This window comes from Fusibacter paucivorans (genome assembly GCF_018390735.1).
Classification (GTDB): domain Bacteria; phylum Bacillota; class Clostridia; order Peptostreptococcales; family Acidaminobacteraceae; genus Fusibacter; species Fusibacter paucivorans.
Genome location: NZ_JAHBCL010000026.1, coordinates 1 through 26,585, shown reverse-complemented (window position 1 = coordinate 26,585; position 26,585 = coordinate 1). Strand labels below are relative to the sequence as shown.

Annotated in this window: 23 protein-coding genes, 1 pseudogene and 1 riboswitch; of the genes and pseudogenes, 17 read left to right on the top strand and 7 right to left on the bottom strand. The window is 42.4% G+C overall.

From position 1 onward, the window contains the following. The first annotated feature begins 42 nt into the window (after positions 1–42). On the top strand, positions 43–2,535 hold the full coding sequence (locus tag KHM83_RS14195; protein ID WP_246543119.1) for a valine--tRNA ligase: 2,493 nt from the start codon (positions 43–45) through the stop codon (positions 2,533–2,535). Positions 2,536–2,734: 199 nt separating this feature from the next. Here KHM83_RS14195 and KHM83_RS14190 read toward each other — a convergent pair whose 3' ends face one another. Both KHM83_RS14190 and KHM83_RS14185 read right to left on the bottom strand, forming a co-directional pair. After that, a complete protein-coding gene (locus KHM83_RS14190; protein WP_213237691.1) occupies positions 2,735–2,977 on the bottom strand; it encodes a hypothetical protein in 243 nt (80 codons plus the stop codon). Positions 2,978–3,011: 34 nt separating this feature from the next. Further along, positions 3,012–3,410, bottom strand: coding sequence for a nuclear transport factor 2 family protein (locus KHM83_RS14185; protein WP_213237690.1), 399 nt, complete (start codon positions 3,408–3,410; stop codon positions 3,012–3,014). A gap of 194 nt (positions 3,411–3,604) precedes the next feature. Between KHM83_RS14185 and KHM83_RS14180 the strand changes: the two are divergent. The 4 genes and pseudogenes from KHM83_RS14180 to KHM83_RS14165 form a co-directional block, all read left to right on the top strand. Continuing rightward, positions 3,605–3,965: pseudogene (locus tag KHM83_RS14180) on the top strand (ATP-binding cassette domain-containing protein); the annotation flags it as partial. Positions 3,966–4,149: 184 nt separating this feature from the next. Continuing rightward, entirely contained in the window at positions 4,150–4,620 is a 471-nt protein-coding gene (locus KHM83_RS14175) for a hypothetical protein (RefSeq protein WP_213237689.1), read from the top strand. 186 nt (positions 4,621–4,806) lie between these two features. Beyond that, on the top strand, positions 4,807–5,295 hold the full coding sequence (locus KHM83_RS14170) for an RNA polymerase sigma factor (protein WP_213237688.1): 489 nt from the start codon (positions 4,807–4,809) through the stop codon (positions 5,293–5,295). Continuing rightward, positions 5,288–6,343 (top strand): hypothetical protein, encoded by a 1,056-nt coding sequence (locus KHM83_RS14165; RefSeq protein WP_213237687.1) that lies wholly within the window; start codon positions 5,288–5,290, stop codon positions 6,341–6,343. The genes KHM83_RS14170 and KHM83_RS14165 overlap by 8 nt, the downstream gene beginning before the upstream one ends. A gap of 329 nt (positions 6,344–6,672) precedes the next feature. Here the strand turns inward: KHM83_RS14165 and KHM83_RS14160 are convergent, their stop codons facing one another. Continuing rightward, on the bottom strand, positions 6,673–7,332 hold the full coding sequence (locus KHM83_RS14160) for a peroxiredoxin (RefSeq protein ID WP_213237686.1): 660 nt from the start codon (positions 7,330–7,332) through the stop codon (positions 6,673–6,675). Between the two features lie 216 nt (positions 7,333–7,548). Further along, entirely contained in the window at positions 7,549–8,307 is a 759-nt protein-coding gene (gene yaaA, locus KHM83_RS14155; RefSeq protein ID WP_213237685.1) for a peroxide stress protein YaaA, read from the bottom strand. Positions 8,308–8,548: 241 nt separating this feature from the next. Then, positions 8,549–8,727: riboswitch (cobalamin riboswitch) on the top strand. Positions 8,728–8,864: 137 nt separating this feature from the next. Here yaaA and KHM83_RS14150 point away from each other — a divergent pair. After that, entirely contained in the window at positions 8,865–9,254 is a 390-nt protein-coding gene (locus KHM83_RS14150) for a TrmO family methyltransferase domain-containing protein (protein ID WP_213237684.1), read from the top strand. A 255-nt stretch (positions 9,255–9,509) separates the two neighbouring features. Here KHM83_RS14150 and KHM83_RS14145 read toward each other — a convergent pair whose 3' ends face one another. Continuing rightward, a complete protein-coding gene (locus KHM83_RS14145; RefSeq protein WP_246543122.1) occupies positions 9,510–9,866 on the bottom strand; it encodes an RNase H family protein in 357 nt (118 codons plus the stop codon). Continuing rightward, positions 9,863–10,294 carry a hypothetical protein gene (locus KHM83_RS14140; protein ID WP_213237683.1) on the bottom strand — a complete coding sequence of 144 codons (432 nt, stop codon included), beginning with the start codon at positions 10,292–10,294 and terminating at the stop codon, positions 9,863–9,865. Before KHM83_RS14140 ends, KHM83_RS14145 begins: the two co-directional genes overlap by 4 nt. Positions 10,295–10,637: 343 nt before the next feature. Between KHM83_RS14140 and KHM83_RS14135 the strand changes: the two genes are divergently transcribed. The 4 genes from KHM83_RS14135 to KHM83_RS14120 all read left to right on the top strand — a co-directional run bounded on the left by KHM83_RS14135 (position 10,638) and on the right by KHM83_RS14120 (position 15,704). Further along, positions 10,638–11,447 (top strand): MBL fold metallo-hydrolase, encoded by an 810-nt coding sequence (locus KHM83_RS14135; protein WP_213237682.1) that lies wholly within the window; start codon positions 10,638–10,640, stop codon positions 11,445–11,447. Positions 11,448–11,513: 66 nt separating this feature from the next. Continuing rightward, positions 11,514–12,605 carry an amidohydrolase gene (locus tag KHM83_RS14130; protein ID WP_213237681.1) on the top strand — a complete coding sequence of 364 codons (1,092 nt, stop codon included), beginning with the start codon at positions 11,514–11,516 and terminating at the stop codon, positions 12,603–12,605. A 227-nt stretch (positions 12,606–12,832) separates the two neighbouring features. Continuing rightward, positions 12,833–14,239 (top strand): AbgT family transporter, encoded by a 1,407-nt coding sequence (locus KHM83_RS14125; protein ID WP_213237680.1) that lies wholly within the window; start codon positions 12,833–12,835, stop codon positions 14,237–14,239. A 31-nt stretch (positions 14,240–14,270) separates the two neighbouring features. Continuing rightward, positions 14,271–15,704, top strand: a complete 1,434-nt coding sequence (locus KHM83_RS14120; RefSeq protein WP_213237679.1) for a M20/M25/M40 family metallo-hydrolase — start codon at positions 14,271–14,273, stop codon at positions 15,702–15,704. Positions 15,705–15,964: 260 nt separating this feature from the next. On the opposite strand, the gene KHM83_RS14115 is transcribed toward KHM83_RS14120, so the two are convergent. Beyond that, positions 15,965–16,960: a YhdH/YhfP family quinone oxidoreductase gene (locus KHM83_RS14115; RefSeq protein ID WP_213237678.1), complete on the bottom strand. Its 996-nt coding sequence runs from the start codon at positions 16,958–16,960 to the stop codon at positions 15,965–15,967. 318 nt (positions 16,961–17,278) lie between these two features. Between KHM83_RS14115 and KHM83_RS14110 the strand changes: the two genes are divergently transcribed. From KHM83_RS14110 to KHM83_RS14080, 7 genes are all read left to right on the top strand, one after another. Then, complete coding sequence (locus tag KHM83_RS14110; protein ID WP_213237677.1) at positions 17,279–17,950, top strand: DsbA family oxidoreductase; 672 nt, start codon at positions 17,279–17,281, stop codon at positions 17,948–17,950. Positions 17,951–18,234: 284 nt separating this feature from the next. Next, on the top strand, positions 18,235–19,878 hold the full coding sequence (locus tag KHM83_RS14105; RefSeq protein WP_213237676.1) for a GGDEF domain-containing protein: 1,644 nt from the start codon (positions 18,235–18,237) through the stop codon (positions 19,876–19,878). A 231-nt stretch (positions 19,879–20,109) separates the two neighbouring features. Continuing rightward, a complete protein-coding gene (locus KHM83_RS14100) occupies positions 20,110–21,543 on the top strand; it encodes a sigma-54 interaction domain-containing protein (protein WP_213237675.1) in 1,434 nt (477 codons plus the stop codon). 334 nt (positions 21,544–21,877) lie between these two features. Next, a complete protein-coding gene (locus KHM83_RS14095) occupies positions 21,878–23,194 on the top strand; it encodes an acetyl-CoA hydrolase/transferase family protein (protein ID WP_213237674.1) in 1,317 nt (438 codons plus the stop codon). A 17-nt stretch (positions 23,195–23,211) separates the two neighbouring features. Next, positions 23,212–24,516, top strand: a complete 1,305-nt coding sequence (locus KHM83_RS14090; RefSeq protein WP_213237673.1) for a GntP family permease — start codon at positions 23,212–23,214, stop codon at positions 24,514–24,516. Between the two features lie 74 nt (positions 24,517–24,590). Further along, positions 24,591–25,502, top strand: a complete 912-nt coding sequence (locus tag KHM83_RS14085; RefSeq protein WP_213237672.1) for a beta-keto acid cleavage family enzyme — start codon at positions 24,591–24,593, stop codon at positions 25,500–25,502. An 8-nt stretch (positions 25,503–25,510) separates the two neighbouring features. Then, positions 25,511–26,461, top strand: a complete 951-nt coding sequence (locus KHM83_RS14080; protein WP_213237671.1) for a 3-hydroxyacyl-CoA dehydrogenase family protein — start codon at positions 25,511–25,513, stop codon at positions 26,459–26,461. The last annotated feature ends 124 nt before the right edge of the window (positions 26,462–26,585 follow it).

The window sequence follows — 26,585 nt, the reverse complement described above, 5'->3', positions numbered from 1 at the left end:
AAAAACATCTTTACGTGTTCGGTAAAAAGGAGGTATGACAACATGCAAGATCAAATGAAAACACGCGGACGAGTTGAGTCGGAAAATCAATTATTTGGTGAACGCGCAGAAAAAGGGCATCATAAAGTGATACAGCATGCGAAAGCAAGTGATGCAAAAACCACCCCAAAACATTACGACTTTAAAACAGTTGAAAGCGACATGCAGGCATTTTGGCGTGAAGCGGCAATCTACAAATTTGATGACAGTAGTGATAAGCCGCTGTACGCCATTGATACACCGCCGCCAACGGTTAGCGGGAGCCTTCACATTGGGCACATCTTTTCCTATACACAGGCTGAGATGATCGCTAGATATAAGCGGATGCAGGGGTATAATGTCTTCTATCCCTTTGGTTTTGACGATAACGGTTTGCCGACGGAGCGCCTTGTTGAACGCGAAAATGGCATCTTGGCAAAAGAACTGCCAAGAGAAGTGTTTATAGAAAAATGCATCCAGACGACGTCAAAGTACGAAGCAGCATTTAGAGCGCTGTGGCAGACACTTGGATTTTCAGTCGACTGGTCATTACAGTATGAAACCATTAGCCCGAGGGCTCAAAGCATTTCACAAAAGTCTTTTATTGCACTCTATAAGGCAGGCAAGGCTTATCTGAAACAGTCGCCTGTTCTTTGGTGCCCGCTGTGTCAGACGTCCATAGCGCAGGCGGAACTGGAAGTCGCGACACGCGAGACGACATTCAACGATATCGCTTTTAAGGTTGATGGCGAAGTTCTTGCAGTTGCAACGACGAGGCCTGAACTCCTATTTGGTTGTGTCTGCCTCTTTGTACATCCGGAAGATTCGCGATATCAGCATTTAATTGGCAAGAGGGCGCGTGTCCCGCTGTATGATTATGACATTCCCATCATGGCAGATGATGATGTTGAGCGTGAAAAGGGGACGGGCGTCGTTATGTGTGCGACCTTTGGTGACAGTACCGATGTCATGTGGTATGATCGCTATCAGTTGCCTTACCGGGCGGTTATGACATTTGAGGGGACGATTGATAGAGCGGTTCCGATCATTGGCGGCATGCCGGTTTTAGAGGCACGGCAGCAAGTACTCAAAGCATTGGCAGAAGCAGGATTGCTCTTGTCGTCAAAGACCATTGAGCACGCTATTGCCATACATGAAAGATGCGGTCACGATACAGAGATTTTGCCGTCACGGCAATGGTATATTGATATTTTAAGCAATAAACAGCGCTATTTGGAAGCGGCTGACGAAATCAACTGGTATCCGGCTCATATGAAGCATCGCTATCTCACTTGGGTTGAAAACTTAAAATGGGACTGGTGCATTTCAAGACAGCGCTATTTCGGCGTTCCCTTTCCTGTTTGGTATTGTCAAAACTGCGGTGCTGTTATGCTGGCAGAGGAAGCAAAGCTGCCGGTAAATCCGATGGAATCAAAGCCGGATAAGCCGTGTACATGTGGATGTACTACATTTGAACCGGAAATGGGTGTCTTTGATACTTGGGCGACGTCCTCCATGACGCCGTTTATCAATGCCAAATGGGGTGAAGCCGAAGACCGTACTGAGCAACTAATGCCTATGGCACTGCGAACACAGGCGCATGAAATCATCAGAACATGGGCGTTTTACACTATCGTCAAGAGTCTTTACCATACGAATCGCATACCTTGGAAAGATATTATGATCAGTGGATTTGTCCTCGCGAAAAAAGGCGAAAAGATGAGCAAGTCAAAGCAAAATGCCGCTATGGCACCGGATGCATTGATTAAAACGCACTCTGCCGATGTTATTCGCTATTGGGCTGCCAGTGCCAAATTGGGTACGGATACGTTTTTTGATCTTGATGAATTAAAAGGGGCGCGTAAATTTATCACGAAGCTTTGGCATGCGACAAAATTTGCAGCACAGCATTTAGAAGACTACAATGGAGAGCTGCCAGAAACCCTCTTGCCGATCGATCGTTGGATTATTGAAAAGTGCCGGTTGACGGTTAATCAGGCAAAAAGTCAGCTGGATGTTTATGAGGTTGGTGCAGCACGGCTGGCACTGGACGGTTTCTTTTGGCACAATTTGTGTGATGATTACTTGGAAATCGTCAAAGAGCGCCTGTACCAGCCGGAGCATCGCGGTTATGATGCGAGGCGGTCTGCACAGTATGCGCTTAATGACTGCTTTATGAACATGCTGAAATGTTACGCTATCTATGTGCCGCATATCACAGAGTACCTTTATCAAAATTTCTTTAAGGCAAGCGAACAGGAAAATTCTCTGCATCAGATGCTATGGAACCAAAGAGAAACGGGCGATACGGCGATCTTGGCATTTGGCGAAGATGTTCAAAAGACTGTCAGCGAGGCGAGACGGTATAAGTCGACAAACGGGCTGTCTTTAAAAGCTGAGCTGGCGCTGATTGAAGTAAAGACGAAATCTGAATTTCAAGCATGGTTTAGAGAATCTGAAAGTGATCTTTTAGCATGTTGCCGTGCTGGAAAGCTGGTGTTCACTGAAGAAGTATAAAATTACCCTTTAATCGAAGCGTAAGACATCAAATTTTATCAAATCCAAACCTTAAAAAGCGATGTTGAAATGTACTGTAAGAAGCAATAAGTAAAAGGTATTAAGTAAAAAACATCAAAAAAGCATTATAAAAAGCGCTATCAGGAAGCATTCCGCTCATGATAGCGCTTTAAAAATATTGGATTGCAAGGATGTTCATTTACATTGGTAAGGATACGCCGGCTTCTTTGAGCTTTTGGGCAAGTGCCGCCATATAGGGTTCGGACCCTTGTTTAAATGGTCCGTGGACACCCAGCGTCACATCGAGAAAATCATTGTATTCAGGGCTGACATGAGTTTCCCAGCGCGTGATTTCGCCGACTACATTTGTTTTGACAAAACCATAGGCATAAAAATCAACCAAGGTGCCGTCTGGTTTATGGCCGCCAAAGTGTGTTTGCATGACAAAACCATTGTCAGATGGCCATCATTCCCTCTTAAGCGCCGTGAAGCGGTGAAGTCGATGTTGCCCAGCCTTCGTCAACTTTGACGCCTGTTGGTGTTTCTTTGAAATGGACAAATTCCATTGATTCCTGTGTTTCTCTTTTGCCGGTTGCTTTGTCAACTGTTTCAACGTCATATCGGATGGCACACCAGTCATCTTGGATAATCATATTGTGGAATTTTCCGAGGAAAATATCTTGCTTTGCAAACAGGTCGCCCATCATATCCTGATATTGTTTCAATGTAAGACGATGTCCATAAACATTGTACATAGAGGCATCATCATAAAGTGTGTTGCACCATACGAGCCAGCTTTCATAGCCGCCGTTCCAATTTTTAAAGCCTGTTTCGAGCCTGTCTTTGATGGCTTCTTCCATTTTTTTATTACTCATTTTTTTGTCTCCTTTTGTTATAATTTGCGTGTTTACGCAGTCTGTCGATTGTGTGCTGCGTTTCATTTCGCATGTGTGATTGACAAGTTCATCATACTGGGAAAGTATTTATGTAATGTTTAGGAAATGTCGCTGAAATATTAATCGAAATGCTTTCTGAAATTTTTTTATGCCGTTGACAATCAAAGAAGAAAAAATACGATACGATTGTTGGCGAAGGCGGTTCAACGCTGTCAGGCGGAGAAAAACAGCGTGTTTCCATTGCGAGGGCGCTTTTAAAAGATGCGCCGATTGTATTGTTGGATGAGGCAACTGCGTCATTGGATGCTGATAACGAATATGCGATCCGCAAGGCCATTGAAAAATTAACGGCAGATAAAACCGTACTGGTCATTGCGCACCGGCTCAATACCATCAAAGATGCTGATCAAATTATTCTGCTCAATGAGGGTTCTGTTGAAGAAGTGGGGACGCATGAAGCGTTAATGAAAAAAACAGGCGCATTATTATCGTATGTACACAGAGATGAATCGCGCAAAAGCTTGGGCGCTGTAAACGTTATATTTAACGATAAAACAAAAAGCAAAGAAAGGTGTCTGCAAGTTGTTTACTTTCGCAAAGTCGGCAATGATTGCAGGACATCTTTTTTTATACATAGACAAATACTTGACTTAATTGGATAAAAAAGGTAATATATTGAATATGGTAAATAATACCAAATAAATATTGTGAGGTTAATATGGACTTTTTTCTGGCTTCGATTGGCACTGCTGCGTTTTTATTGATTGCAGTTCTCTTGTTAAGTGGTATTGTCGGATACATATTGTCAGCACTTGGTTTAATGCGCATGGCGCAAAACAGGGGGATTGACAACGCTTGGCTGGCATGGATACCAGTAGGAAATTTATGGATCATGGGGCAATTGATTGGCCCTTTGCGATTTGGCGACAAATCATATGATCATGCGGAACACATACTCGTTGTCGGTTTACTGCTATCAGTTGTTTTAAGTAGAGTACCGGTTATCGGCGCTTTGCTTCGGATTATCATGTCATTGCTGACGATCTATACATTTTTTATGATTTTCAAACAGTATGCAGAAGATCGTGCTGTACTCTATACCGTGATTTCAATTCTTTTACCAACGCTTGTTCCCGGTATTCTCTTTTTTAGCATGAGATTTAATGAGCCGAATATGTTGACCTATTGAGCAATAAAGCAGACTGCGTATTTGGACTGATTAGATGACAGCATTTTAAGATTTGATAAAATAGAGAAAATGGTATAATATCGTAATGAATTGTTTAGCGTGCTAATGGCACGCTTATTTTTTTGCTTTTGCCTGTAGCATAATGACTCGTTGAAAGGTGTTTAGGGTGAAAGGAGGGGATTTAATATGGAGCCACAGCCATTGTGTATGGATGAAAGTGCCGAAGCGGTTATAAAATGCTATAGCAACATGGTCTATCGTCTTGCTTTTGCGCGAACGGGAACAAGACACGATGCCGATGAGATTTATCAAGAAGTCTTTTTACGCTATATCAAAAAACAGCCGGTTTTTGAAAATGAAGACCACAGAAAAGCATGGCTTATCAAAGTAACGGTTAATTGTTCCAAAAAACTATGGGGTTCTGCCTGGAAGAGAAAGATAGTGCCTTTAGAAGAAACCCTGCCCTTTGAAACAAAAGAGGCCATTGATCTTTATAATGAATTGCAGCAGCTACCGACAAAATATAGAGAGGTTATTCACTTATACTACTATGAGGATATGTCCACAGAAGCCATTGCTGAAAGCTTAGAGCGAAAGAGCTCTACGGTAAGAACGCAGCTTACACGTGCGAGAGCAATGCTAAAAAATATACTGGAGGAGGATCAGGATGTTTAAAGAAAGCTATCACCGTATGAATAGTCATATTTTTCCAAGCGAACAGCTGATGCAGGACGTTTTAAGCGCGGCTCGCGGTAAGCATTGCAAGAAGCGCATGATATCGCTAAGATTGAAAAGAAATATCATGATGCTCGTCGTTTTTAGCGCAATTTTAGTAATGACGATGCCTGTCATTGCATCCACGGTAGAACCGATTTACCAGCTGATGTATATGGTTTCGCCAAGCGTGGCGCAATTTTTTATGCCGGTCCAAAAATCCAGTATTAGCAATGGTATAAAATTAGAGGTCGTTTCTGCAAATATTCATCAGAAAACGGCAGAAATCTATGTGACCATGCAGGATCTAACTGAAAATCGCATTGATGGCACGACAGATCTCTTTGATAGTTATACAATTAATCGTCCCTTTGATAGTTCAGCCCATTGTCAGATGATTGGGTATGATGAAAAAACAAAAATCGTTACGTTCTTAATTACAATAGACGAATGGGGTGGACAAAATATTGACGGGGATAAAATCACGTTTTCTGTGCGAGAATTTTTAAGTCAAAAAAACAGCTATGAAGATCTGGCGATTCCCGTCTCACTTGCCAATATAGCGGACGCCGAGCATACACAAACCGTATCGTCGAATGGCGGCGGCGGACGAGATTATCAAGGCTATTTGGAATTTGAGAAAAATCCCATTGCGCTCGTGCCGTCAGTTCCCATGGCAAACTTTCCTATTGACGGCATCGCATTCACGGGTATTGCCTATATAGACGGTGAGCTGCATATACAAACGGCTGTAGAACACCCGCTTGACAATGATAATCACGGATTCTTTTATTTGAAAGATGAAAACGGCACTGAAATTGACTGTGATTTTAGCTTCTACTTTTCCGAGACAGACGAGCAGATCGGCCGCATTGACTATCATGAATGCGTCTTCGATGTACCACTCGAAAACATAGCAGCGTACGCTTTATATGGCGACTTTGTGACTTCTGGTATGAAGACGGAAGGCGACTGGCGGGTTACGTTTCCTTTAGAAAGTGTGGAATAACTTATCGAACTGCGATGGTAGATCATTTAGAATAGCGCTTTAGGTGAAGTTTTAGGTGAAGGATTAACGAAAGATTAACGAAAGATCATCAAGTAAGTTTCTTAAATGCAAAATTGCTGAAATTAAAAATACCTTCCAAAATTATATTGCTTTGGAAGGTACTTTTTTAGGTGCTTTTTTAATTGAGGAAACGACATCATTTCTTTAGATTGTCATAGCAGGAATTGTTTTAAGACCAATAGCATTTTTTAAACGATGCTTCCAATTGATGATGGTCAGACACAAGTTCTCGTGTGACACCGGTAAATCATTCTATGGATTATACCGTATTAAAGCTTTTTATGGCAGAGCCACCAGTCTTTGCAAGTGATTTTGCCGGCTGCTGCATCGGCTAATCGTTGTGCTTTCAGTGCTTCGGTATTTGCTGGCGGCACAATGACATCTGAACCGAGCCATGCGTTGTTCGGATAGTTTTCAGGTGCGGCAACACCATTGGCATCAGTCACTTGCAGAGCGTTTAATGCACGGAGAACTTCATCGACACTTCTTCCGATTTCTTGCGGATAGTACATCATCAGGCGCAGGACACCTTCGGGATCGACGATAAAGACGGCGCGAACTGTATTGGTTCCCTTACCTTGGTGCAGCATGCCAAGTGTTGTGGCAACAATGCCGAGTTCATCTGCGATAACCGGGAATGGAATAGTGGTATCTGTATTTTCATTGATCCACTCAATCCATTTAATATGTGAGAAAACTTGGTCGACTGATAAGCCGATCAATTCAGTATTGAGTGCTTTAAAAGCCTCATTCTTCTTTGAAAAAGCGACGAATTCAGTGGTACAGACAGGGGTGAAATCGCCGGGATGGCTGAACAGTACAAACCATTTGCCCTTATAGTCATCAGGTAGTGTTTTAACACCGTGTGTTGTCGTTACTTGCATTTTCGGAAAAGCGTCTCCTAGTAAAGGTAATTTAGCGGGTTCCATTGTTTGCCTCCTTAGAAATAATATGATTTTTAGTTTAACAATTGTGTGATGAGAATTTGATGTCACTATGTAATGTCTCAGTGGGAAAAGAACAAGTGAAAGAAAACTATTCTCAATTTGTAATGATTACAATATGAGAATAACATTCTATAAAGCATATGTCAATAACAATCTTAAATTTTTTTTCGCCATGTTTGAAAAAGATTTGGAAGGGAATTATTTACGTAGGGTTGGACGTTTGATAAAAACATAGTGTGTATCTGTTGAAACGTTTTCATCATAGGCATAATCGAGGCGGTTGAAATACTTGATCCCATCTGGGGTTTCAATTTGATTTTCTGCCATGTAGCGCACCATTTCGCCGCGTGCCATTTTGCAGAGGGTTGCTTTTTCAATGCGCTTGCCATTAATATTTTCGCTGAATTCACAGGTGATGACCTTAACGTGTTTAGGCAGATGAGGTTCGATGCTCCGACTGTATTCTTTAGAGGCGAGATTGATAATGAGATCGGTTTCCTTAGCGAGATGGAGCGCTAATTTTTTTCCCCAAAAGCGATAAAGGTTTTGATAGCCGTTTACCTTTAACTTAGCCTGCATTTCCAGTCGGTAGGGTGTAACGCCGTCAAAGGGGCGCAAGACGCCGTAGAAGCCGGAGAGGATTCGCAAATGGGTTTTAATATATTCAAAATGGCGATCTTCAAAGACATGCGGTGCCATATATTGATACTGAATGCCTTCATAAGCGAGAAGAGCAGGGGTCAGCCGCCGCGTGATATCCATTTCACGCACGCGTTCTGTGTTGAGTGTAGCGATGGAATCGTTGCAGGCCCACAGTTTTTTAAGTGAAGCGTAATCAAAAGTTCGGAGTGTTTTTAAAATTTCAGTCGTTTCATTTAAAAAAGCAGGGAGCGTTTCATAGGGGAGACTGTCAATGTCGAGATTCATTTTTTTGGCAGGTGATATGATGAGTATCATTTGAATGATGCTCCTTTCAATAAAAATAATGAGAATGAACTTTATACTTCAGGCTGATATCGCAAACATTATAGCAAAGGATGAGTAAAATGCCTACCCCGTGCTTAAAGGAAGAATGGTATTTTAAATGACCAAAGAGTCGTTGATGGTTTACAACATGCAACTATTTTAACCGAAATAATATAAAATTGCGTAAAAATCTATCTAGACAAAAATGTTGAGAAACGATAAAATAAGTAACAATAAAATAGTAAGCATTGGTCTGCACAATGTGCCGTTAAAAGGGAAACAGGTGTGATTCCTGCACAGTCCCGCTGCTGTATTTGAGGAGCCTATTACAGATGCCACTGCCGTAAGGTGGGAAGGCGTAACAGGTGAAGAGCCATAAGTCAGAAGACCTGCCAATGCCGTTTGCAAGAACTCTACGGACGATGGAGTGCAAGGCTATTAAGATAGAGCCTTTTTATGCCGTGTATTGCCATCTATCAACTGATAGGTGGCATTTTTATGATACTCTTATCGCCATACACCTTTTTTAGAATGCGGAGGCGATGGATATGCAACTAAAAACCATTGGGATTATTCACCCTGTAATGTGTTTAAAAGCGTCAGATTCATGTCATACATTTGACATTGTTTTGGATGCTGCCTTTATGCCGGCTATCGTGGGACTGACGCCAAAACTCAGCGTGATGATTACGTATTGGGATATGACTTCAAAACGCGATGTACTGATGCTTAAACCGCCGGGTTCAGTTGTAGATTTGGGCGTTTTTGCATCGAGATCTCAAAATCGCCCTAACCCGATATTACAGGCGATTGCTGAAATTGTCGATATTGCTGAAAATACGTTAACCGTTACTTGCCCGGAGAAAATGGACCAATGTCCCGTGTTGGATATTAAACCGTATATTCCCGTTTTAGACGCAATTAAATTTCATCATTGACATGAATGGGTCAAATCTGAATGGTTACATGATTGAGTCATACAGTAAATGGCAATGGTGATATAATGGGGTATTTTGTCGAGAGCCATGTTGACATCGAGAGTCATGTTGATATTAAAAGTAGATTGATCGGTTAAGTTTCGATCAAGAGGATACATCAGTGGATTATCACACTAGATTTTGCGAGTGCCCCTCCAAATCTGTGTATAATAATATAAAAAGTCATCGCCCATATAGGTAGTGGGGGGTGACTTTTTAACGTTTTGCAGCTTCTTTGGCCAGAAGGTCGCAATAAGTGTTTTCGAATTGCTGCCGATGTGCTTTAACCCATTGAAATTCGATATACCGTAGAGCGCAGAGTTCATGGAGCTGCTGCCATAATCCAATATTTTTTGCCTTTGTACCATTGGCTGTCATCCAATGGTTATGCTGCCAGTGCTGTATCCACTCCGTGATGCCCTTGCGCACATACTGTGAATCGGTGACGATGCGCACATCATCCGAGTAGGCTGAAAGTGCCGCAATAACTGTTTCGAGTTCAATGCGCGATGACCCTTTGCCCGATATCGGAAAATGATTTGCCTGATAAGCGCCGTCAGTTGCCTTGATCAGAAAACAACCGCCCCCGGTTTCCAGAGATTCATTATAACTGCCATCCGTATAGATTTCAGTGATTGTACGTTTTGTGATTCTTGAATGACATAAAGATCGCCGTGGTCTGAAACGACGATATTGCGTTTATCATTGAAGGCGCGAATATCCTTACCGTCCAATAGACTGAAATCGAGTTCAAAATCGATAAAAAAAGAATCGGCTTTTTTATTGTGAAGCAAACGCCTGAATTGATCTTCATTTGCCATTAGGAAAACGGCAAGTTCGGTATGTTCTCCCCAAATAATGTGTTTTTCATGAGGGTCAAACATCAGCGAGGCTGTTTGATCTGACAGCCGATTATTAATCTCCAATAAATACCCTGATGCGCACTTTTGAGTGATGCGCATGTGTAAATGATGCAGCATCATATCTCCTTTATTTTCCAAGAGTCCATTAGCCGCCAAGTCAAACCGTTAAGGCGGTATAAGCGTCGAAATGGGATCGCTTTTCTACATCATAGCATAATGTAAAACGGTTGAAAATGCTGTTTGAGGCAACTGGCTAAAAGATACAGTTGCCAAATAGCGACGCCAGTGAATGACACCAATGAACGATGGCAATGAGTGGCAAAAGCGTGAAGGTCGGCAAAGTTTTGGGCATAAATTCATTTGGAAGGCTGTGTAAGGGGTAAAAATATGTTAAAGTGAAGAGAGGCTGTTCCAAGGTTACCAATCAGTATGACGAAGGAAGGCCGGCAGTAGAAATTCAGATAATCAGAGAGGTGAAAAAATGAAACTTACGGTATTAATGGACAACCATACACACATTAATGAATATTATTTAGGTGAACCGGCTGCCTGCTACTATCTTGAAGATGGTGATCGTCGCATTTTATTTGATGTTGGTTATTCAGATGCCTTTTTGCAAAATGCCGCAAAGATGGGCATTGATTTGGGAACAGTTGACACCATTGCGTTTTCACATGGTCACGATGATCATACACGCGGCCTTCAATATCTGAAAGACAAAATAGATCTGCAATCAGTAAAGGTTGTTGCACACCCGCTGTGTTTTCAGCCTAAACAAGCTGAGGGGAATGATGTTGGTGCGCCCTATAATACAGCTGAAATGGCTAAAATGTGTGAATTATCACTGACGAAAGAACCTATGAAACTAAGTGATCACATTACTTTTTTAGGTGAAATTCCAAGGCTTAACGATTTTGAAAAGCCGAAACTTAAAAGTCAAATTAATATTGACGGCAATTGGGAAGATGATGCCCTTATTGACGATACAGCTCTTGTCTATGATTCGGCTGACGGGTTATGGATTATCACGGGTTGTTCACACAGCGGGATCTGCAATATTACGGAATATGCGAAACAAATTTTTAAGACAGAGCGGATTGCAGGGATCATTGGCGGTTTTCATTTATTTGAAGTGAATGAGCAAGTTATAAAAACCATTGATTACTTTGAGGCAAACAAAGTGGCGCAACTCTACCCTAGTCACTGCGTTTCGTTTAAAGCAAAGGCTAAAATACATGAGCGCCATCCAATACATGAAGTTGGCGTTGGTTTAACAATGCAGTGGGATTAGCAATGCGGGAGGAACAACAATAATAATGTTCACTTTAGTAAAGACAGACGAGGAGGAATTGCAGCAATGTCGTTTAGCGTAGTAGAAATCTATAATCAATTGCATAAAATGCCTGAAACGGGCTTTGAACTCTCGAAGACAAGTCGCTTTATTTCGGATACACTCACTGAGTTGGGTTATGAAGTGATTGATAATGTAGGACAATGCGGTTTAGTTGGTATTTTGGATTCCGGTGTGCCCGGCCCTGTATTGGGGTTTCGTGCCGATATGGATGCGCTTGCGTATGAAATAGACGGTAAAACTGTAAACCGTCATACGTGCGGTCACGATGCCAACTGCGCGATCGCATTGGGTGCAGCCTGCATTATTAAGGAAAGAGGCATTTCAAAAGGGAAAATGATGTTTATCTTTCAACCGGCCGAGGAAAAGGGGACGGGTGCAATGGCAATGATTCAGAGCGGTCGACTTCCGGCAATGACAGAGCTCTTTGGCATGCACTTAAGAGACTATACCGAACTGTCATTGGGGGAAGCGCTGCCGGGACTCAATCACAGCGGTGCGTGCATGATGCGCGTTGTCATTCACGGCGTCTCATCTCATGGTGCACGGCCTCATCTGGGCGTTAGCGCTGTTGATGCGGCAATGCTTGCAGGAATGGCCGTCAACGCCGTACGGGTCGATCCAACTGTTGCACATTCAGCAAAAGTTACGGGGATTCGTTCACACGGCACGGCTTTTAATATCATTCCCGATACGGTTGATATGAATATTGACCTTAGGGGGCAAACCAATGAAGTGCTGGATACATTGATTGAACGCGTTAAAACAGCAATCGAAGGGGCGGTCGGTTCAATTGGTGCAACGGCAGAGATCGATATTCTTGGTCATATTTACGCGGCGAACTTGGATCAGCCGATGGTAGAAGAGGCTGCTGCGGCAATTGAATCTGTACTGGGTGTATGCCAGCCGCCTGCGGTAACCCCCGGCAGTGATGATTTTCATTTCTTTAAACGTCATTTGGATATTCAAAATACGTTTATTGGTCTCGGAGCTGATTTAAAGCCGGGGCTGCATCATCCTGAGATGACCTTTGATTTAAAGGCACTTGAAATTGGTCGAGATATTGTCGTCGCTTTTATACAGAGGCGGTTAGGCTAAAAATTAGATTAAAGTCCGGAGAGCTTAGGAACGCATTTTGTAAGAACGACAGATTGCGATTCTAGGTTCTTTTTTCTTTTTAATTGCTGAAGTGCGGTGTAAGCGTGAGGAGCAGAAAGCACTCGTTTTAAAAGTCAGATAATTCAAAAAACACCTTGTGTTTAAGGATATAAAAAACTATAATGACTACATACTGGTAATACCACAAAAATGAAGGGGGGATCTATTTGTCAGATCATCAAGGCAGTTCACAAATTAAAGTATTTATAAGTGCTATTGTCATGCTCGTGGTCATGTGGATGGCAACGGGCGTATTGACGTATATCATTCCAAGCGGCACCTTTGACGGTACATGGGTACCATCAGATCAGGCGGGCATTTCATTTTTGAAGTGGCTTGGTGCGCCAATTTTAGTTTTATTCAGTGATTCCGGCGCCTTGGTCATAGCCATTATTCTATTCTTATTAATAATCGGTGGCTCAATTTATCTCTTGCAGGAGACAGGACTGGTGGAAGGCGTGATTTTAAAAATTGCCAAGCGATTCGAAAACAATGCTTTTCAGTTAATGGGCATTCTCATTTTATTTTTTATGGCTCTGGGGGCTTTTGTGGGTGTTTTTGAGGAAGTTGTACCGTTGGCACCGCTTGTACTGATCCTCAGCAGAAAAATGGGATGGGACGATCTGACGGGAATGGGTATTACGGTATTAGCTTGCGGTGTGGGTTTTGCTGCAGCAGTGACGAACCCCTTTACAATTGGCGTTGCACAACAATTGGCTGACTTGCCGGTATTTTCAGGTGCACCGTTGAGAGCGCTTGTATTTATAACCGTCTACATTGTATTATTTGCTTACTTGTATCGACACGCACAAAAGCACAGTACTGTTACCGGTCTTAAAGCGAAAATGACCGAAACGGAAGATCTGTTTGATAAAGTCGATAGCGAGGTCGTTTCGGCATCCCCAACAACACCGCCAAAACGCGCTTACACTTTTTTTGTTCTCGTGATGTCAGTTATGCTCGTTTATGTATTGATCTCGCCATTTGTGGCGTGGATGCGCGATTTGAGTCTTATTGTTATTGCATTGTCATTTCTCATTGCAGCGCTAGGTGTCGGTATGATGACATATGGTGCGAAAGGCGGCGTGATTAAGCGCTTTTTAAAGGGAGCTGTCGACATGTCGCCGGCGATTATTCTAATATTGCTGGCAACGAGCATTAAATATGTTATGATGGAAGGCCAGATTCTCGATTCGATTCTTTATTACGTTTCAACCGCAATGATGGGGCTTCATCCAATTACAGCAATTGTCGGCGCGTTTTTTCTGGTGATGCTGCTGAATTTTTTTATTGGGTCGGGCAGCGCAAAGGCCTTTATTCTCATGCCGATTCTTATGCCGATGATGGATATGTTGGGAATGGGACGTCAACTTGGTATTTTGGCATTTCAGTTTGGAGACGGTTTCTCAAATATTCTTTATCCAACCAATGCCGTTTTGCTCATTTCGCTGGGACTAACGCAGATTTCCTATGGTAGGTGGCTAAAATTTATTTTACCGTTGCAAGTGATGCTGCTTATACTTTCGATTGCTTGGCTCGCCGCAGGTTATGTCATCGGCTACGGCTTGACTTAGCGATTTTTAAGGAATAAAAGGAGGTTGGCCTATGTATTGGGCTCTGGGTATTTTATTTTGCTTGATCGCTTTTATGGGCGTGATCATAATACGCACGGTATCATTTGTACCGAAGTCAAAAATGGCGACAAATTTCAGAAAAGAAGCCGTTGACTTCGATAAGGCACTGTTCCATTTCAGTGAATTGCTAAAAATCAAAACCATTACCTATACAGATATTTCGCGAATTGATGAAACACAGTTTAAGATTTTCAAAGAAAAATTGCGCGATTTTTATCCAGCTGTTCATGAAAAGCTAGAAGTAACTTATGTTGAACCGCGTGGGATATTAATCAAGTGGTTGGGGCATGCGCACGAATCGCCCACAGTGCTGATGAGCCATTACGACGTAGTTCCCGTCGATGAAAAAGCATGGTCGGTGCCGGCATTTTCAGGTAAAATTGACGAAACGTATATTTGGGGACGCGGCACATTGGATACAAAGATAACACTTGTCAGTATTCTTGAATCCGCAGAACATCTACTAGCAGACGGTTTTATGCCGGCAAATGATTTATACTTTGCATTTGGCGGTGATGAGGAGATTAGCGGACCATCGGCACCCGCCATCGTTGAGCTGCTTAAAAGTCGCGGTGTTAAACCGCATCTCGTACTGGATGAGGGCGGCGCCATTGTTTCAAATGTCTTTCCCGGTGTTGATAAGCCGTGCGCTTTTGTAGGCATTGGCGAAAAGGGGTATGTTGATTTAGAAATAGTGCTTAGAGGACATGGTGGTCACTCATCGTCACCGCCGCCTCAATCGCTGACGCAAAAGCTTGCACATGCGATTACTGCACTTGAGAAAAAACCGTTTCCCGCTGAGCTCTCTCCGCCGTCAAGAGCACTTTTTAATGCTTTGGGCAGGCATTCAACAAGGCTGTACCGGATGATATTCGCCAATCTATGGTGCTTTGAACCCTTATTGAAATGGCAATTTACCAAAACTGGCGGTGAAATGAATGCGCTGATTCGAACGACAGTTGCTGTGACGAAGCTAAAAGGCAGTGACGCTTTTAACATATTGCCGGATGAGGCTGCCATGGGTGTCAATATGAGACTTCTGAGACGAGATTCAACGAAAGAGGCAATTGATCGTGTTAAGCAGATCATTGGCGGTGACTTCGAGATAAACGTCGTCGAATCACGTGAGGCATCACCTTACACTGATGTTGAAAGTGCACAATGGCAAATAGTCGCAGAGACGATTGAAAATGTCTATGCCGGTATTGTCGTCGCACCCTATTTAATGCTTGGCGCAAGCGATTCGAGACATTATACAGCAATTGCCGACCACATATTGAGATTTTCGCCTATGGTATTGGATGATGTTGAACTCGGTCGCATTCACAGCTACGATGAGCGAATCAGCATTGAAAATTATGAAATGGCAATACAATTTTTTACAAAGATCATGCGGCAATGTTAATGATGCATCACCAATATGCCGGCAATGCGGACAGTGTTGCGAGTACGGCAGAAGAACTCAAAATGCTTATCAAAAAAATTTAAAGTGCAATAAACTAAAAAACGACTGAAGCCATTCTCACTTGAATAGCAACAGTCGTTTTTATTAAAATCAGGAAATTGTCACCAATAACGTTTAGGCGGCATTCTTTTGATTAAAGATTAAAAAGACTGGATCATTAAGATTGAGCCCTGAAACCTAAGCGATGATTAGTGATAGGGTTAATCGTCAAGCTTAATAATGGTGCGTCCTTTGTGCTGTCCGCTTAGCATAAGGGAAATGGCGTTTGGCAACGCAACCAGTGTGATAGTTTGGTATTGATGCTGTAAGGTATCAGGTTTCCAGGCATCCGCTAAGCGTGCCCAGATAGCAAGTCGATGTGCCATAGGACAATTGACGGAATCGATGCCGAAAAGTGTGATACCGTTGAGAATAAATGGGTAAACCGTTGTCGTAAAATCTGCGGCGGCTACATTGCCGCAGCAGGTAACACACCCACCGTATTGTGTTGTTTTAAGCGCTGTCGCAAGCGTGTTGCCGCCGACAGTATCAATAACGCCTGCCCAGCGGCTTCGAAGCATGGCACGACCGCTGTCGTCATCCATTTCACGGCGATTGATAATATCAGCAGCACCCAGTGACATCAGCATCTCACGCGCCTCTGATTTACCGGTAGCACCGATGACGCGGTAACCCAATTTGGCGAGAATGGAGACTGCCATTGAACCGACGCCGCCGGTTGCACCTGTGACTAAAATATCGCCGTCTTCCGGCTGAACGCCACCCCGGAGCAGTTTATCAATGGAGAGTGCTGCGGTAAAACCGGCAGTGCCGTAAATCATGCTTTCTTTCAGCGTGAGGCCATCTGGAAGTGCAACAGCCCAGTTCGCAGGGACGCGAATGTAATTGCTGAATCCGCCAAAGGTATTCATGCCGAGGTCATAGCCGGTTATGATGACAGGATCCCCAACTTTAAATCGGCCAACGCGTGAAACGACAATGGTACCTGCGGCATCAATGCCTGGGGTATGCGGAAACTTTTTTGTGACACCGCGATTACCACTGGCAGAAAGTGCGTCTTTATAATTCAAAGATGAGTAAGCGACTTTGATGAGCAATTCGCCATCTGGTAAATCTTCAATAGCGCGCTGAATAATTCGCTGCTCAAATTGACCATTTGTGTTTTCATATGCTTCGAGTGCTCTGAATGTGTTCATAAATTACCTCCGTTGTCTTCCCCCCTCCTATGTTTCATCAATACCCAAACCCTAAAGATGAAATCAGGCAAGCGACGTTAATTGAAAAACGTTATCGATTATTGAAGCGATTTCACAGGCTCTGCAACGATGTTATGCACATGCTTATTTTGAGTGTCTGTGGTAAGATATTAGAAAAGGATAACGTCTATAGGCGGCGTTGTTATAATTGATTATACGTTTATAGCAAACAAGCGACAATGCAATTACTTGAACAGTGAAGGCAATAAAATGGCCTCTTGACAAAATGAGGCCAAAGAAATATTGAGGAGGATTGACATGAAAATAGAGATATGGTCTGATTTTGCATGCCCGTTTTGTTATATTGGTGAAACGGCGATGATGAAAGCGCTTGAAGCAATGGGATTAGCGGAATCGACAGTGGTTGAATTTAAAAGTTTTCAGCTGGATGTGAATGCTAAGCGCGTACCCGGAAAAGATCTCAACGAAATGCTTGCTGAGAAATACAATATTAGCTATGAACAGGCGAAAACGTCGAATGCCAACATTATCAAAATGGCGGCCGAAGTAGGACTTCATTACGACTTTGATCACATAAAACCAAATCATACCGGCATGGCTCATGAAATGCATAAGTTTGCCGAAGCCAACGGCAAAGGAATGGAAGCGGCTCAACTGCTTTTCAAAGCTTATTTGGAAGACGGTGTAGATATTGGTGAGATGATATCGCTCTTGCAGATCGCAGAACAAATTGACCTTCCGCCAGAGGCGTTAAAAGAGGCGCTTGATGAAAAACGCTATTTAGAGGCAGTCGTTACAGATCAGGCGATTGCCCATCAGCAACGCATTCAGAGTGTGCCGTATTTTGTCATTGACCGCCAATATGCGATCTCAGGTGCTCAAAGCATTGATTATTTTAAAATGGCATTAAGACAAATACTGAATGAAACGCAAGGGCGTGAATCAGAATTGCCTATAACTGGGCAATAGCAAATATATTTATGGATGTGGATGCTGGCAATTTTCGTATATTGAAAACAGTATGGAAAATGAAATAATTGTGATAATGAACATGTACTGTAGATATAAGTGAATACACGAGTTTATGAAAGCTGCACTGCTATTGCCGCAATGATACGGCGCTTGGTGCAGTTTTTTATTGAGAAAAAGCGGATGACTACGACATTGACTGTCTGTCCTATACGGGCATTTAGTACTATTAAAGCACGGTCTGTGTGTGCTATAATAGTTGCAATAATTATTGAGGAGACATTATGCGAAGTCGCTTGTTGATTACGGCTATTTTGCTGTTGACCGTTATAATCAGCTTGTTTTCGGCTGTCCAAAATAGTCATTACAAAGCATTTGAAACAGAAGGCTCAATTGTCGTACCAAGAGAGGCTTTTACCCCATCTCTCGTTGCGGCGAACCATTCGGAAAGCGGTTTGCAGCAGCATGTGTATACGACGACTATTCCTAAAGAACAGTTTGGCAATACGGAGACAGATAGTTATGCACTGGTCATCTATCGGCTTGCTGACAATGCTTTCAGGGTCTATTTCAATGAAATCATGATTGGTACAAAGGGCGATTTTATAAAGGGCAACAGTAATTACTGGAACGGAATGCACGCCTTTATCATTGATCCGGAGCTGATCGAAGTACAAAACACTTTGGCGATTGAAACTGTTGCACAATATAAAACTGGCTTGACCATTGCGCCGATTTATATAGTCCCAACGAACCAAGCCCATCCGATTATTGCCAATATGCGTTATTTCGGGGAACAGCTGAATACACTGATGATCGGATTTTTATATTTTTCGGCAGTCATTACACTGATGTTTTACTTCATTAATAAAGAGCGTGACCGTAACTTTGTCTATCTTACTGTGGCGACGCTTTTGGCAGGCTTTTATTTTTTCGATTATTTGCCGCTTGAAAGTGTCGGCATTTCCTATTTGCTCTATAAAAAAGTTGTTATGGGGAGCCTTTTTATCAGCATTGCTTTTTATTCTTTTGTCGTCAGCAGGTATTTTGAAAAGCCGTGGATTCGAAACCTCGGTATTCTTATGCTTGACGGCACACTCATCATTCTGTTTATTGCTAATGATATGGTGATGTTTAAGATGCTTTATACGTACTGGTACTTTATGGCGTTGATTAACGTTTTCAGTTGGGTGATTGTCTGTTTTGCGTATTTGAAAAAGCGCCTTGCCGCCTACATCTTTTTTATGACGGCATTAATGTTGGGCATATATGGGGGCATTACTGTCGTTATGGATGCATTAGGGTATTATTTCAACCTAAATTCCCCCATTGTCTATATTAGCTTTCTTGCCGTTATTCCCGTACTTTTGGTATACGAGGCTATTTATGAGAAAGACCTTATGCTGGTTAAAGAAACGTATCTGAAAGAACAGGCATTTAACAGTGCGATGACAGACAGCTTAACAGGTTTATGGAATCAGCGCTATATTACGCGCATGTTTAATGATTATATGACAAATGATACATTTGTGCTTATGGATATTGATAATTTTAAGCAGATCAACGATACTTACGGTCACTTGGCCGGAGATTACGTGTTGATTACGTTAGCTGAAATTATCAAGGAGCACTTTCGCAAAACAGATATTGTCTGCCGCTATGGCGGCGATGAATTTATTATTATTATGAAAAACTGTGACTGCACAGTAGGTTATCGTATTTTTGAAACCCTTCGACATACGGTTGAAAACTATACCTTTACTTTTAACGGGCAGAAAATAGCAGTTACTGTTTCGGCAGGAATGCTTGACGATGTAGCGTCACAGACTGTTGAGCATGTATTTAACAGGGCGGATACACTGCTTTATCAGGCTAAATCATATGGTAAGAACAAGATTGTGACGGGAGCTGATATTGAAACCGTATAAATCCTTGCAAGATGCAACGGCATAATGCGCCTGTGCATTATTTTGCAATTTTATTTTTGCAATTATGCATTTTAATGCATTAGTGCAAAGGCTGGTTTTTAGATAATCTTTGAAATTTACCTAAAGTGAGTTTCAATATCTCATGGCATGTGACTTGCAATATGATAATGAAGGAAGAAAAATGAGTTAGGTTATTGGCGGTTTTTTAAATGTAGGAAGAGGGTGAAGACGATGGAGATTTTACTCGAAGATGTCTTGGATGCAATCGACGATCCGGCATATGTATTAAACTGTGACGGCAGTTTTGTATTTGCAAACAAGGCATTGATTAAAGTAACGGGTTATTCACGAAAGGAATTCTACGAACTGAACGTTTTTGACATGGAACAAAAAGGACGTATCTCACCACTGGTAACACGAACGGTCATCCGAACAAAGCAAAAGGTGATCGCTTGTCAGCACGTAACGCATAAAAACGAAATTGTCAGTCGCTTTATGATTACGCAATCTCCCATTTTTGATGCCAATGGTGATGTTATATACCTCGTTGGCTTATTGAAAGATGTTAAGGATATCAATGTCAAATACCAAAAAGCACTTGAAAATAGTGATGTTAGTATTTTCAGATATCGTGACGAACAAAAAAGCAAATCAAAATCGACGGCAATTATCGCAGAGAGCGATAGGATGAAGAAGTTATTAAACCAAGCGAAAAATTTAGCATCAGTTGATACAAGTGTTTTACTCTTGGGTGAATCTGGAACTGGGAAAGAAGTCATCTCTAGTTTTATTCATGAAATGAGTCCTCGTTCTGACCAACAGATGATTAAAATAAATTGTGCTTCATTGCCGGAAAGTCTTTTAGAGGCAGAATTGTTCGGCTATGAGAAGGGGTCATTTACAGGTGCACTGGACACAGGGAAAATTGGGCTCTTTGAACTGGCGCATGGCGGCACGCTATTCTTGGATGAAATTGATGCCATGCCGTTGGCAACACAAGGAAAGCTGCTTCGCGTATTGGAAAGCAAGATGATAAAAAAGATCGGCAGCATTCGGGAACAGTTTTCTGATTTTAGGCTGATTACGGCAACCAATGCCGATCTTGAGGAGCTTGTCGCACAAAAGCGTTTCAGACAAGATCTTTATTTTCGATTAAATGTCGTGCCGCTAAAATTACCACCGCTTAGAGAACACAGCGAGGACATTATCCCTTTGGGACAATTTTATATTCAACATTACTGTCAGAAGTACAATAAGAATAAGCAGTTTTCACAAAACGTTTTTAACATTATGCGGCAATATCAGTGGCCGGGCAATGTGAGAGAATTAAAAAATTTTGTAGAACGAATGGTCGTTATGACACAAACGGCGGTGATTGAACTCAATGATGTGCCCGAGGGGCTGCTCGCAGATATTGAAAGTCGACATCAGCGAGCAGCCGGTGAAGTCGATTCGCCTGTTTGGGTCTGTGAGATGAATGATAAGGCGAAAGAATTATTTGACTTGGAACACAAAAGTTATAAGGAACTTATGGATGCCTATGAAGCGGAAATTATCAAATACGCTATGCGAAAATACGGTACCACATACCGTGCCGCAGAAGTACTCGGTGTCAATCAGTCGACGATTCACCGAAAACATCGTAAATTGATTGAAGGCGTATAATGAATAGAAGCTATATCATGCACCTGAATCATATGCAGATACAACTTGAACGGAACCGTTGTAATGAATGATGAGTCTATGAAGACGCGTGCACGATGAAGAAAAAACATATGAAGGATAAAGAAAAAATACAGAATGAACAAATGACAAAAATAATGCCAAATGGCATTATTTTTTTTTACGGCTAATGCAATTGTGCGAAAGATGCATTGCTGCATTTCATAAACGTTGAAATTTCAACGTCACGAATTTGGCATCCTTCTTGCTCTTATATAAAGTGCAAGTCAAAGCGCGCAATTGAATTGCACACACGATGACCAAATGGAGGTAAGAGATGTATCAACAACGCTATCAGCAAAAACGCATTTCGGTTGAAGATGCCGTTGGCCTCGTTCAATCGAATCAACACATAGTCCTCGGCGGTGGGCCAATTGAACCATGGGAATTTATCGCCAATCTCCCGAAGGTCAGCGATAGGCTAAAAAACGTCAAGATTAGTGCGTTGCTCTCCATGAAAGCGCATGAAATCATGGTAAACCCCAAATACAAAGGTATTTTTGAACTGGATTCCGGCTTTTACAGTGGCGTCCACAGAGCTTCAAACAAACTTGGGTTGTGTTCGCATATGCCAACGCACCTTAGAAATTGTGCAGACGGGGTACTACGACGCGGTACGCCAGATATTTACGTCGTTACAGTAAGCGCAATGGATCAACACGGGTATGTGACAACAGGGCCTGGTGCTATTTATGAACCCGAGATGATACACAGTGCGAAAACAGTGATTTTTGAAGTTAATTCAAGATCACCAAGAACTTTTGGCGATACGGTTTTTCACATATCGGATGCTGATTACGTTTACGAAGTCGATCGGCCTGTGCCGGTACTTCCGTCGGCGCCAATATCCGATGAGGACCGTATCATCGGCAGCTATATTGCTGAGCTCATCGAAGACGGCTCGACGATCCAACTTGGAATTGGCGGTATTCCCAATGCAGCGGCTCAAGCGCTCATGGAGAAAAAAGATTTGGGCATCCATACTGAAATGCTTAATGACGCCATGGTGGATCTCGTTCGTGCAGGTGTTGTCACTGGGCGATGCAAAACACTTTATCCCGATAAAATTATCACATCATTTTGTATGGGATCTCAAAAAGTCTATGACTTTATTGACAACAATCCCGGCATTTTGCATTTTAAAGCGCAGTATACGAATGCGCCAGACTTGGTGAAGCAAAATTACAAAATGGTGTCTGTCAACACGACAATTATGGTTGACTTTTCTGGCCAATGTGCTTCTGAATCTGTTCGAAGCGAACAAATCAGCGGTACGGGTGGACAAGTTGAAACGTCAATCGGTGCTCAAATGGCAATGCACGGTAAGTCGATTATTGCACTTCATGCGACGGCTGAAATCAAAATGCCTGATACAGGCGAACGGAAGCGCGTATCGAATATTGTGCCGTTTTTAGAGCCCGGAACGATTGTTACTTTGACGCGTACAGATGTCGATTACGTTGTTACGGAATATGGTGTTGCACATTTAAAGGGGTTAACAGTAAAAGAAAGAACAAAGGCGCTTATTGCGATTGCACATCCGGATTTTAGAGCAGAACTTGAAGCGGCAGCGCAAAAGTATCATTTCATTTAATCAAATAGGAGGCTAAAATGCTAGGTGTTTTGGGGTTATTACTGGCAATTGTACTATTGATTTTTTTAGCGTATAAAGGCGTTGGCGCGATTCCTGCGGCGCTTATTTGCTCTACTGTCGTTATTTTAACAAATGGCATGCCCTTCTGGACGGGATTCTCAGAGGCCTTCATGGGTGGGTTTGCTTATTTTATGAGTTCTTATTTTCTCGTGTTTGTCACTTCGGCGCTCTTTGCAAAAGCAATGGACGATTCGGGTGCTGCGCAGGCAATTGCTTACCAATGCCTTGAATGGTTTGGGAAAAAGCGTGCGGTGCTGGTACTGATTGTCACAACGGCAGTGTTGACATATGGAGGCGTCAGCTTGTTTGTCGTCGTCTTTGCGACATATCCGGTTGCGATTGTGCTCTTTAAAGAGGCGAATTTGCCTAAATCACTTTTGCCGGGCGTTCTTGCATTTGGTGCAGCGACATTTACAATGACCGCGTTACCCGCATCCCCTCAACTAACAAATGTCATACCGTCACAGGTTCTTGGTACGACCTTGACGGCTGCTCCCGGACTTGGGATATTCGCTAGTGTGCTGATGTTTATCGGCGGCTATGCCTATTTTGTTTGGCAGGAGAAAAGACTCAGAGAAAAGGGAATTGGCTTTGTGCCAGGCCCAAATGACAACATTGAAAAATACGATGCCATTGATCGGGACACACTTCCGAATCCATTTATCTCGTTTATTCCAATGGTGTTTATACTTGCGGCCATCGTCTTGCTGCGCAATACGTTCTCATCAATTGAATTGATTGTCTATTGCATGCTTGCAGCGACGGCACTTGTGTTTGCTTTGAACTGGGGAAGACTCACCAATAAACTAACGACGATTAACAAGGGCTTAAAAGATGGTATGGCAATTATTGACGTTGCTGTTATCGTTGGCTTTGGCTTTGTGGTTCAGCAGGCACCTGCTTTCCAAAGCTTTGTTCAATTCGCGCTTGGACTTGATTTTAATCCATATCTTTCAGCAGTGCTTGCCACAGAAATTGTTGCAGGGATTACCGGCTCATCAAGCGGTGGTCTGACAATCTTCTTGAAAGCACTCGGCCAAGCCTATATTGACCTTGGCGCAGATCCGGCAGTATTGCATCGTTTAACGGCGATTGCAGCAGGCGGCCTTGATACGCTGCCGCATGCAGGCGGGATTTTCATCCTAATGGGCGTTGTCGGTGTCAACCATAAAGAAGGTTATCACCATATTTTCTGGACGACGGTATTTATGCCGATTATCATCGCCTTTATCTGTACTTTTATCGCCATTGCGATATTTTAGACAATTGAATTTGGGGGGTTGACGACGTGAATGATTTCATTCACCCAAAAGATTATTATATAGGAGATTAAGTTATGAGTAAAAGAATATTAAACTGTGCCATTACGGGCTCGATTCATGTTCCTTCTATGTCACCATATTTGCCAATTACACCAGATGAAATCGCACAAAATGCCATAGATGCAGCCAATGCAGGTGCAACGGCGGTTCATATCCATGCCAGAAATCCTGAAGACGGCAAACCATCTTCGGATTTGGAAATCTACGATACGATTATTCAAAAAATTCGCGCGGTTAATAAAGACGTGATCATCTGCCTTACAACAGGCGGCGGAGCAGGCATGACCGTTGAAGAACGCGTATCTGTTGTTCCTAAATTCAAACCGCAACTCGCGTCGATGAATGCAGGTTCTATAAACTGGGGTCTCTTCCCGGCTGCGGCAAAAATCAAATCATACAAACATCCATGGGAAAAGGCAATGCTTGAAATGACAAAAGGATTTGTTTTCCAAAACACTTTTGCCGACATGGAAAAAATGATTCAAATTATGAATGACAACGGTACAAAACCAGAACTGGAATGCTATGATGTCGGTCATATTTACAATGTTAAATTTTTAAAAGATACAGGTCTTATTCAAGGTAAACCATATCTACAATTTGTGCTTGGCATCAATGGCGCACTCGGTTCAAATGTAGCTGACCTCACAATGATGAAAGAAACAGCAGATCGTTTGTTTGGTGTAGGCGAATACAATTGGTCGGCATTCGGCGCAGGTCGTGCAGAATACCCAATTTGTATGCAAAACTTGCTGCTCGGCGGTCATGTACGCGTCGGTATGGAAGATAACCTCTATCTTTCAAAAGGTGTTTTAGCAAAAAATAATGGTGAACTCGTTGAAAAAATGGCGAGAATCATGCGTGAATTTGACTTTGAAATTGCTTCACCTGACGAAGCAAGAGCGATGCTTGGCATTACAAAATAGGAGGCAATATGAAAAACGTTACATGCTACGGAACTGGTGTTATTGGTACTGCATGGGGAGCAACGTTTTTAAAGGGTAATTGCAATGTCACTTTTTATGATATAGATACAGAGAAATTAGATGATACAAAAACAAACCTAGAAGAGATTTTGTCATTCTTTTGTACTTATGGCATGATGACTGCTGAAGCAAAGGAAAAAGCGCTAAAATCAGTGACTTATACAACTGATGTTAAAACTGCTGTTGAGCATGCTGAACTGATTCAGGAAAACTGTCCTGAAAAAATTGAGTTAAAGCAATCAGTACTAAAGTTAATTGAAGCGCATTGTCCTAAGGACACGATCATTGCTTCCAGCACATCGGGGTTATTGCTTTCAGATATTAGTAAAAATGCTGTACACCCTGAACGTGTTATTTGTGCACATCCATATAATCCTGTTTATGTGATGCCGTTGGTAGAAATTTCTACAAATGAACAAACCGATGCACAAGTCGTTGAAAAAGCAGTTGCTTTCTATAAGGGAATTGGCAAAGAGCCGGTTGTCTTAAAGAAAGAATCACCGGGTTTTCTCTGCAATAGAATTCAAGTTGCTGTTATTAGAGAAGCTTATGACCTAGTGCACCGTGGTGTTTGCTCAGTAGAAGATATTGATAAAGCGGTAACCTATGGCGTTGGATTACGATGGGCGATATTAGGACCTCACCTCGTTAACCACTTGGGTGGCGGTGCTGCCGGCTTCAGAGGCATTAACGCGCATTTAGCGGGTGCAATGAAAACGTGGCTGGAAGACATGGCAAAATGGTCTGATATTCCGGAAGGATATATCGATGTCGCAGAAGAAGGTATTAAGGAAGAAATGGCAAATCGCCCTAAGGGAACCGGCAATAATGAGCAGGAACTCGGGGCGTATCTCAACCAAGGTGTTCTTGAAATTTTGAAGTATCATAAACTCATCTAAATTTTAGACCAGCTAATAAAAGTCAACAACCAATTTTAAATTTTTTGAATAATGCTTGTCCTGAAAAGAAGGTACAGCAAAGCTAGCCATTTTGAAATACGAACAATAGCTTTCTGAAGTGACA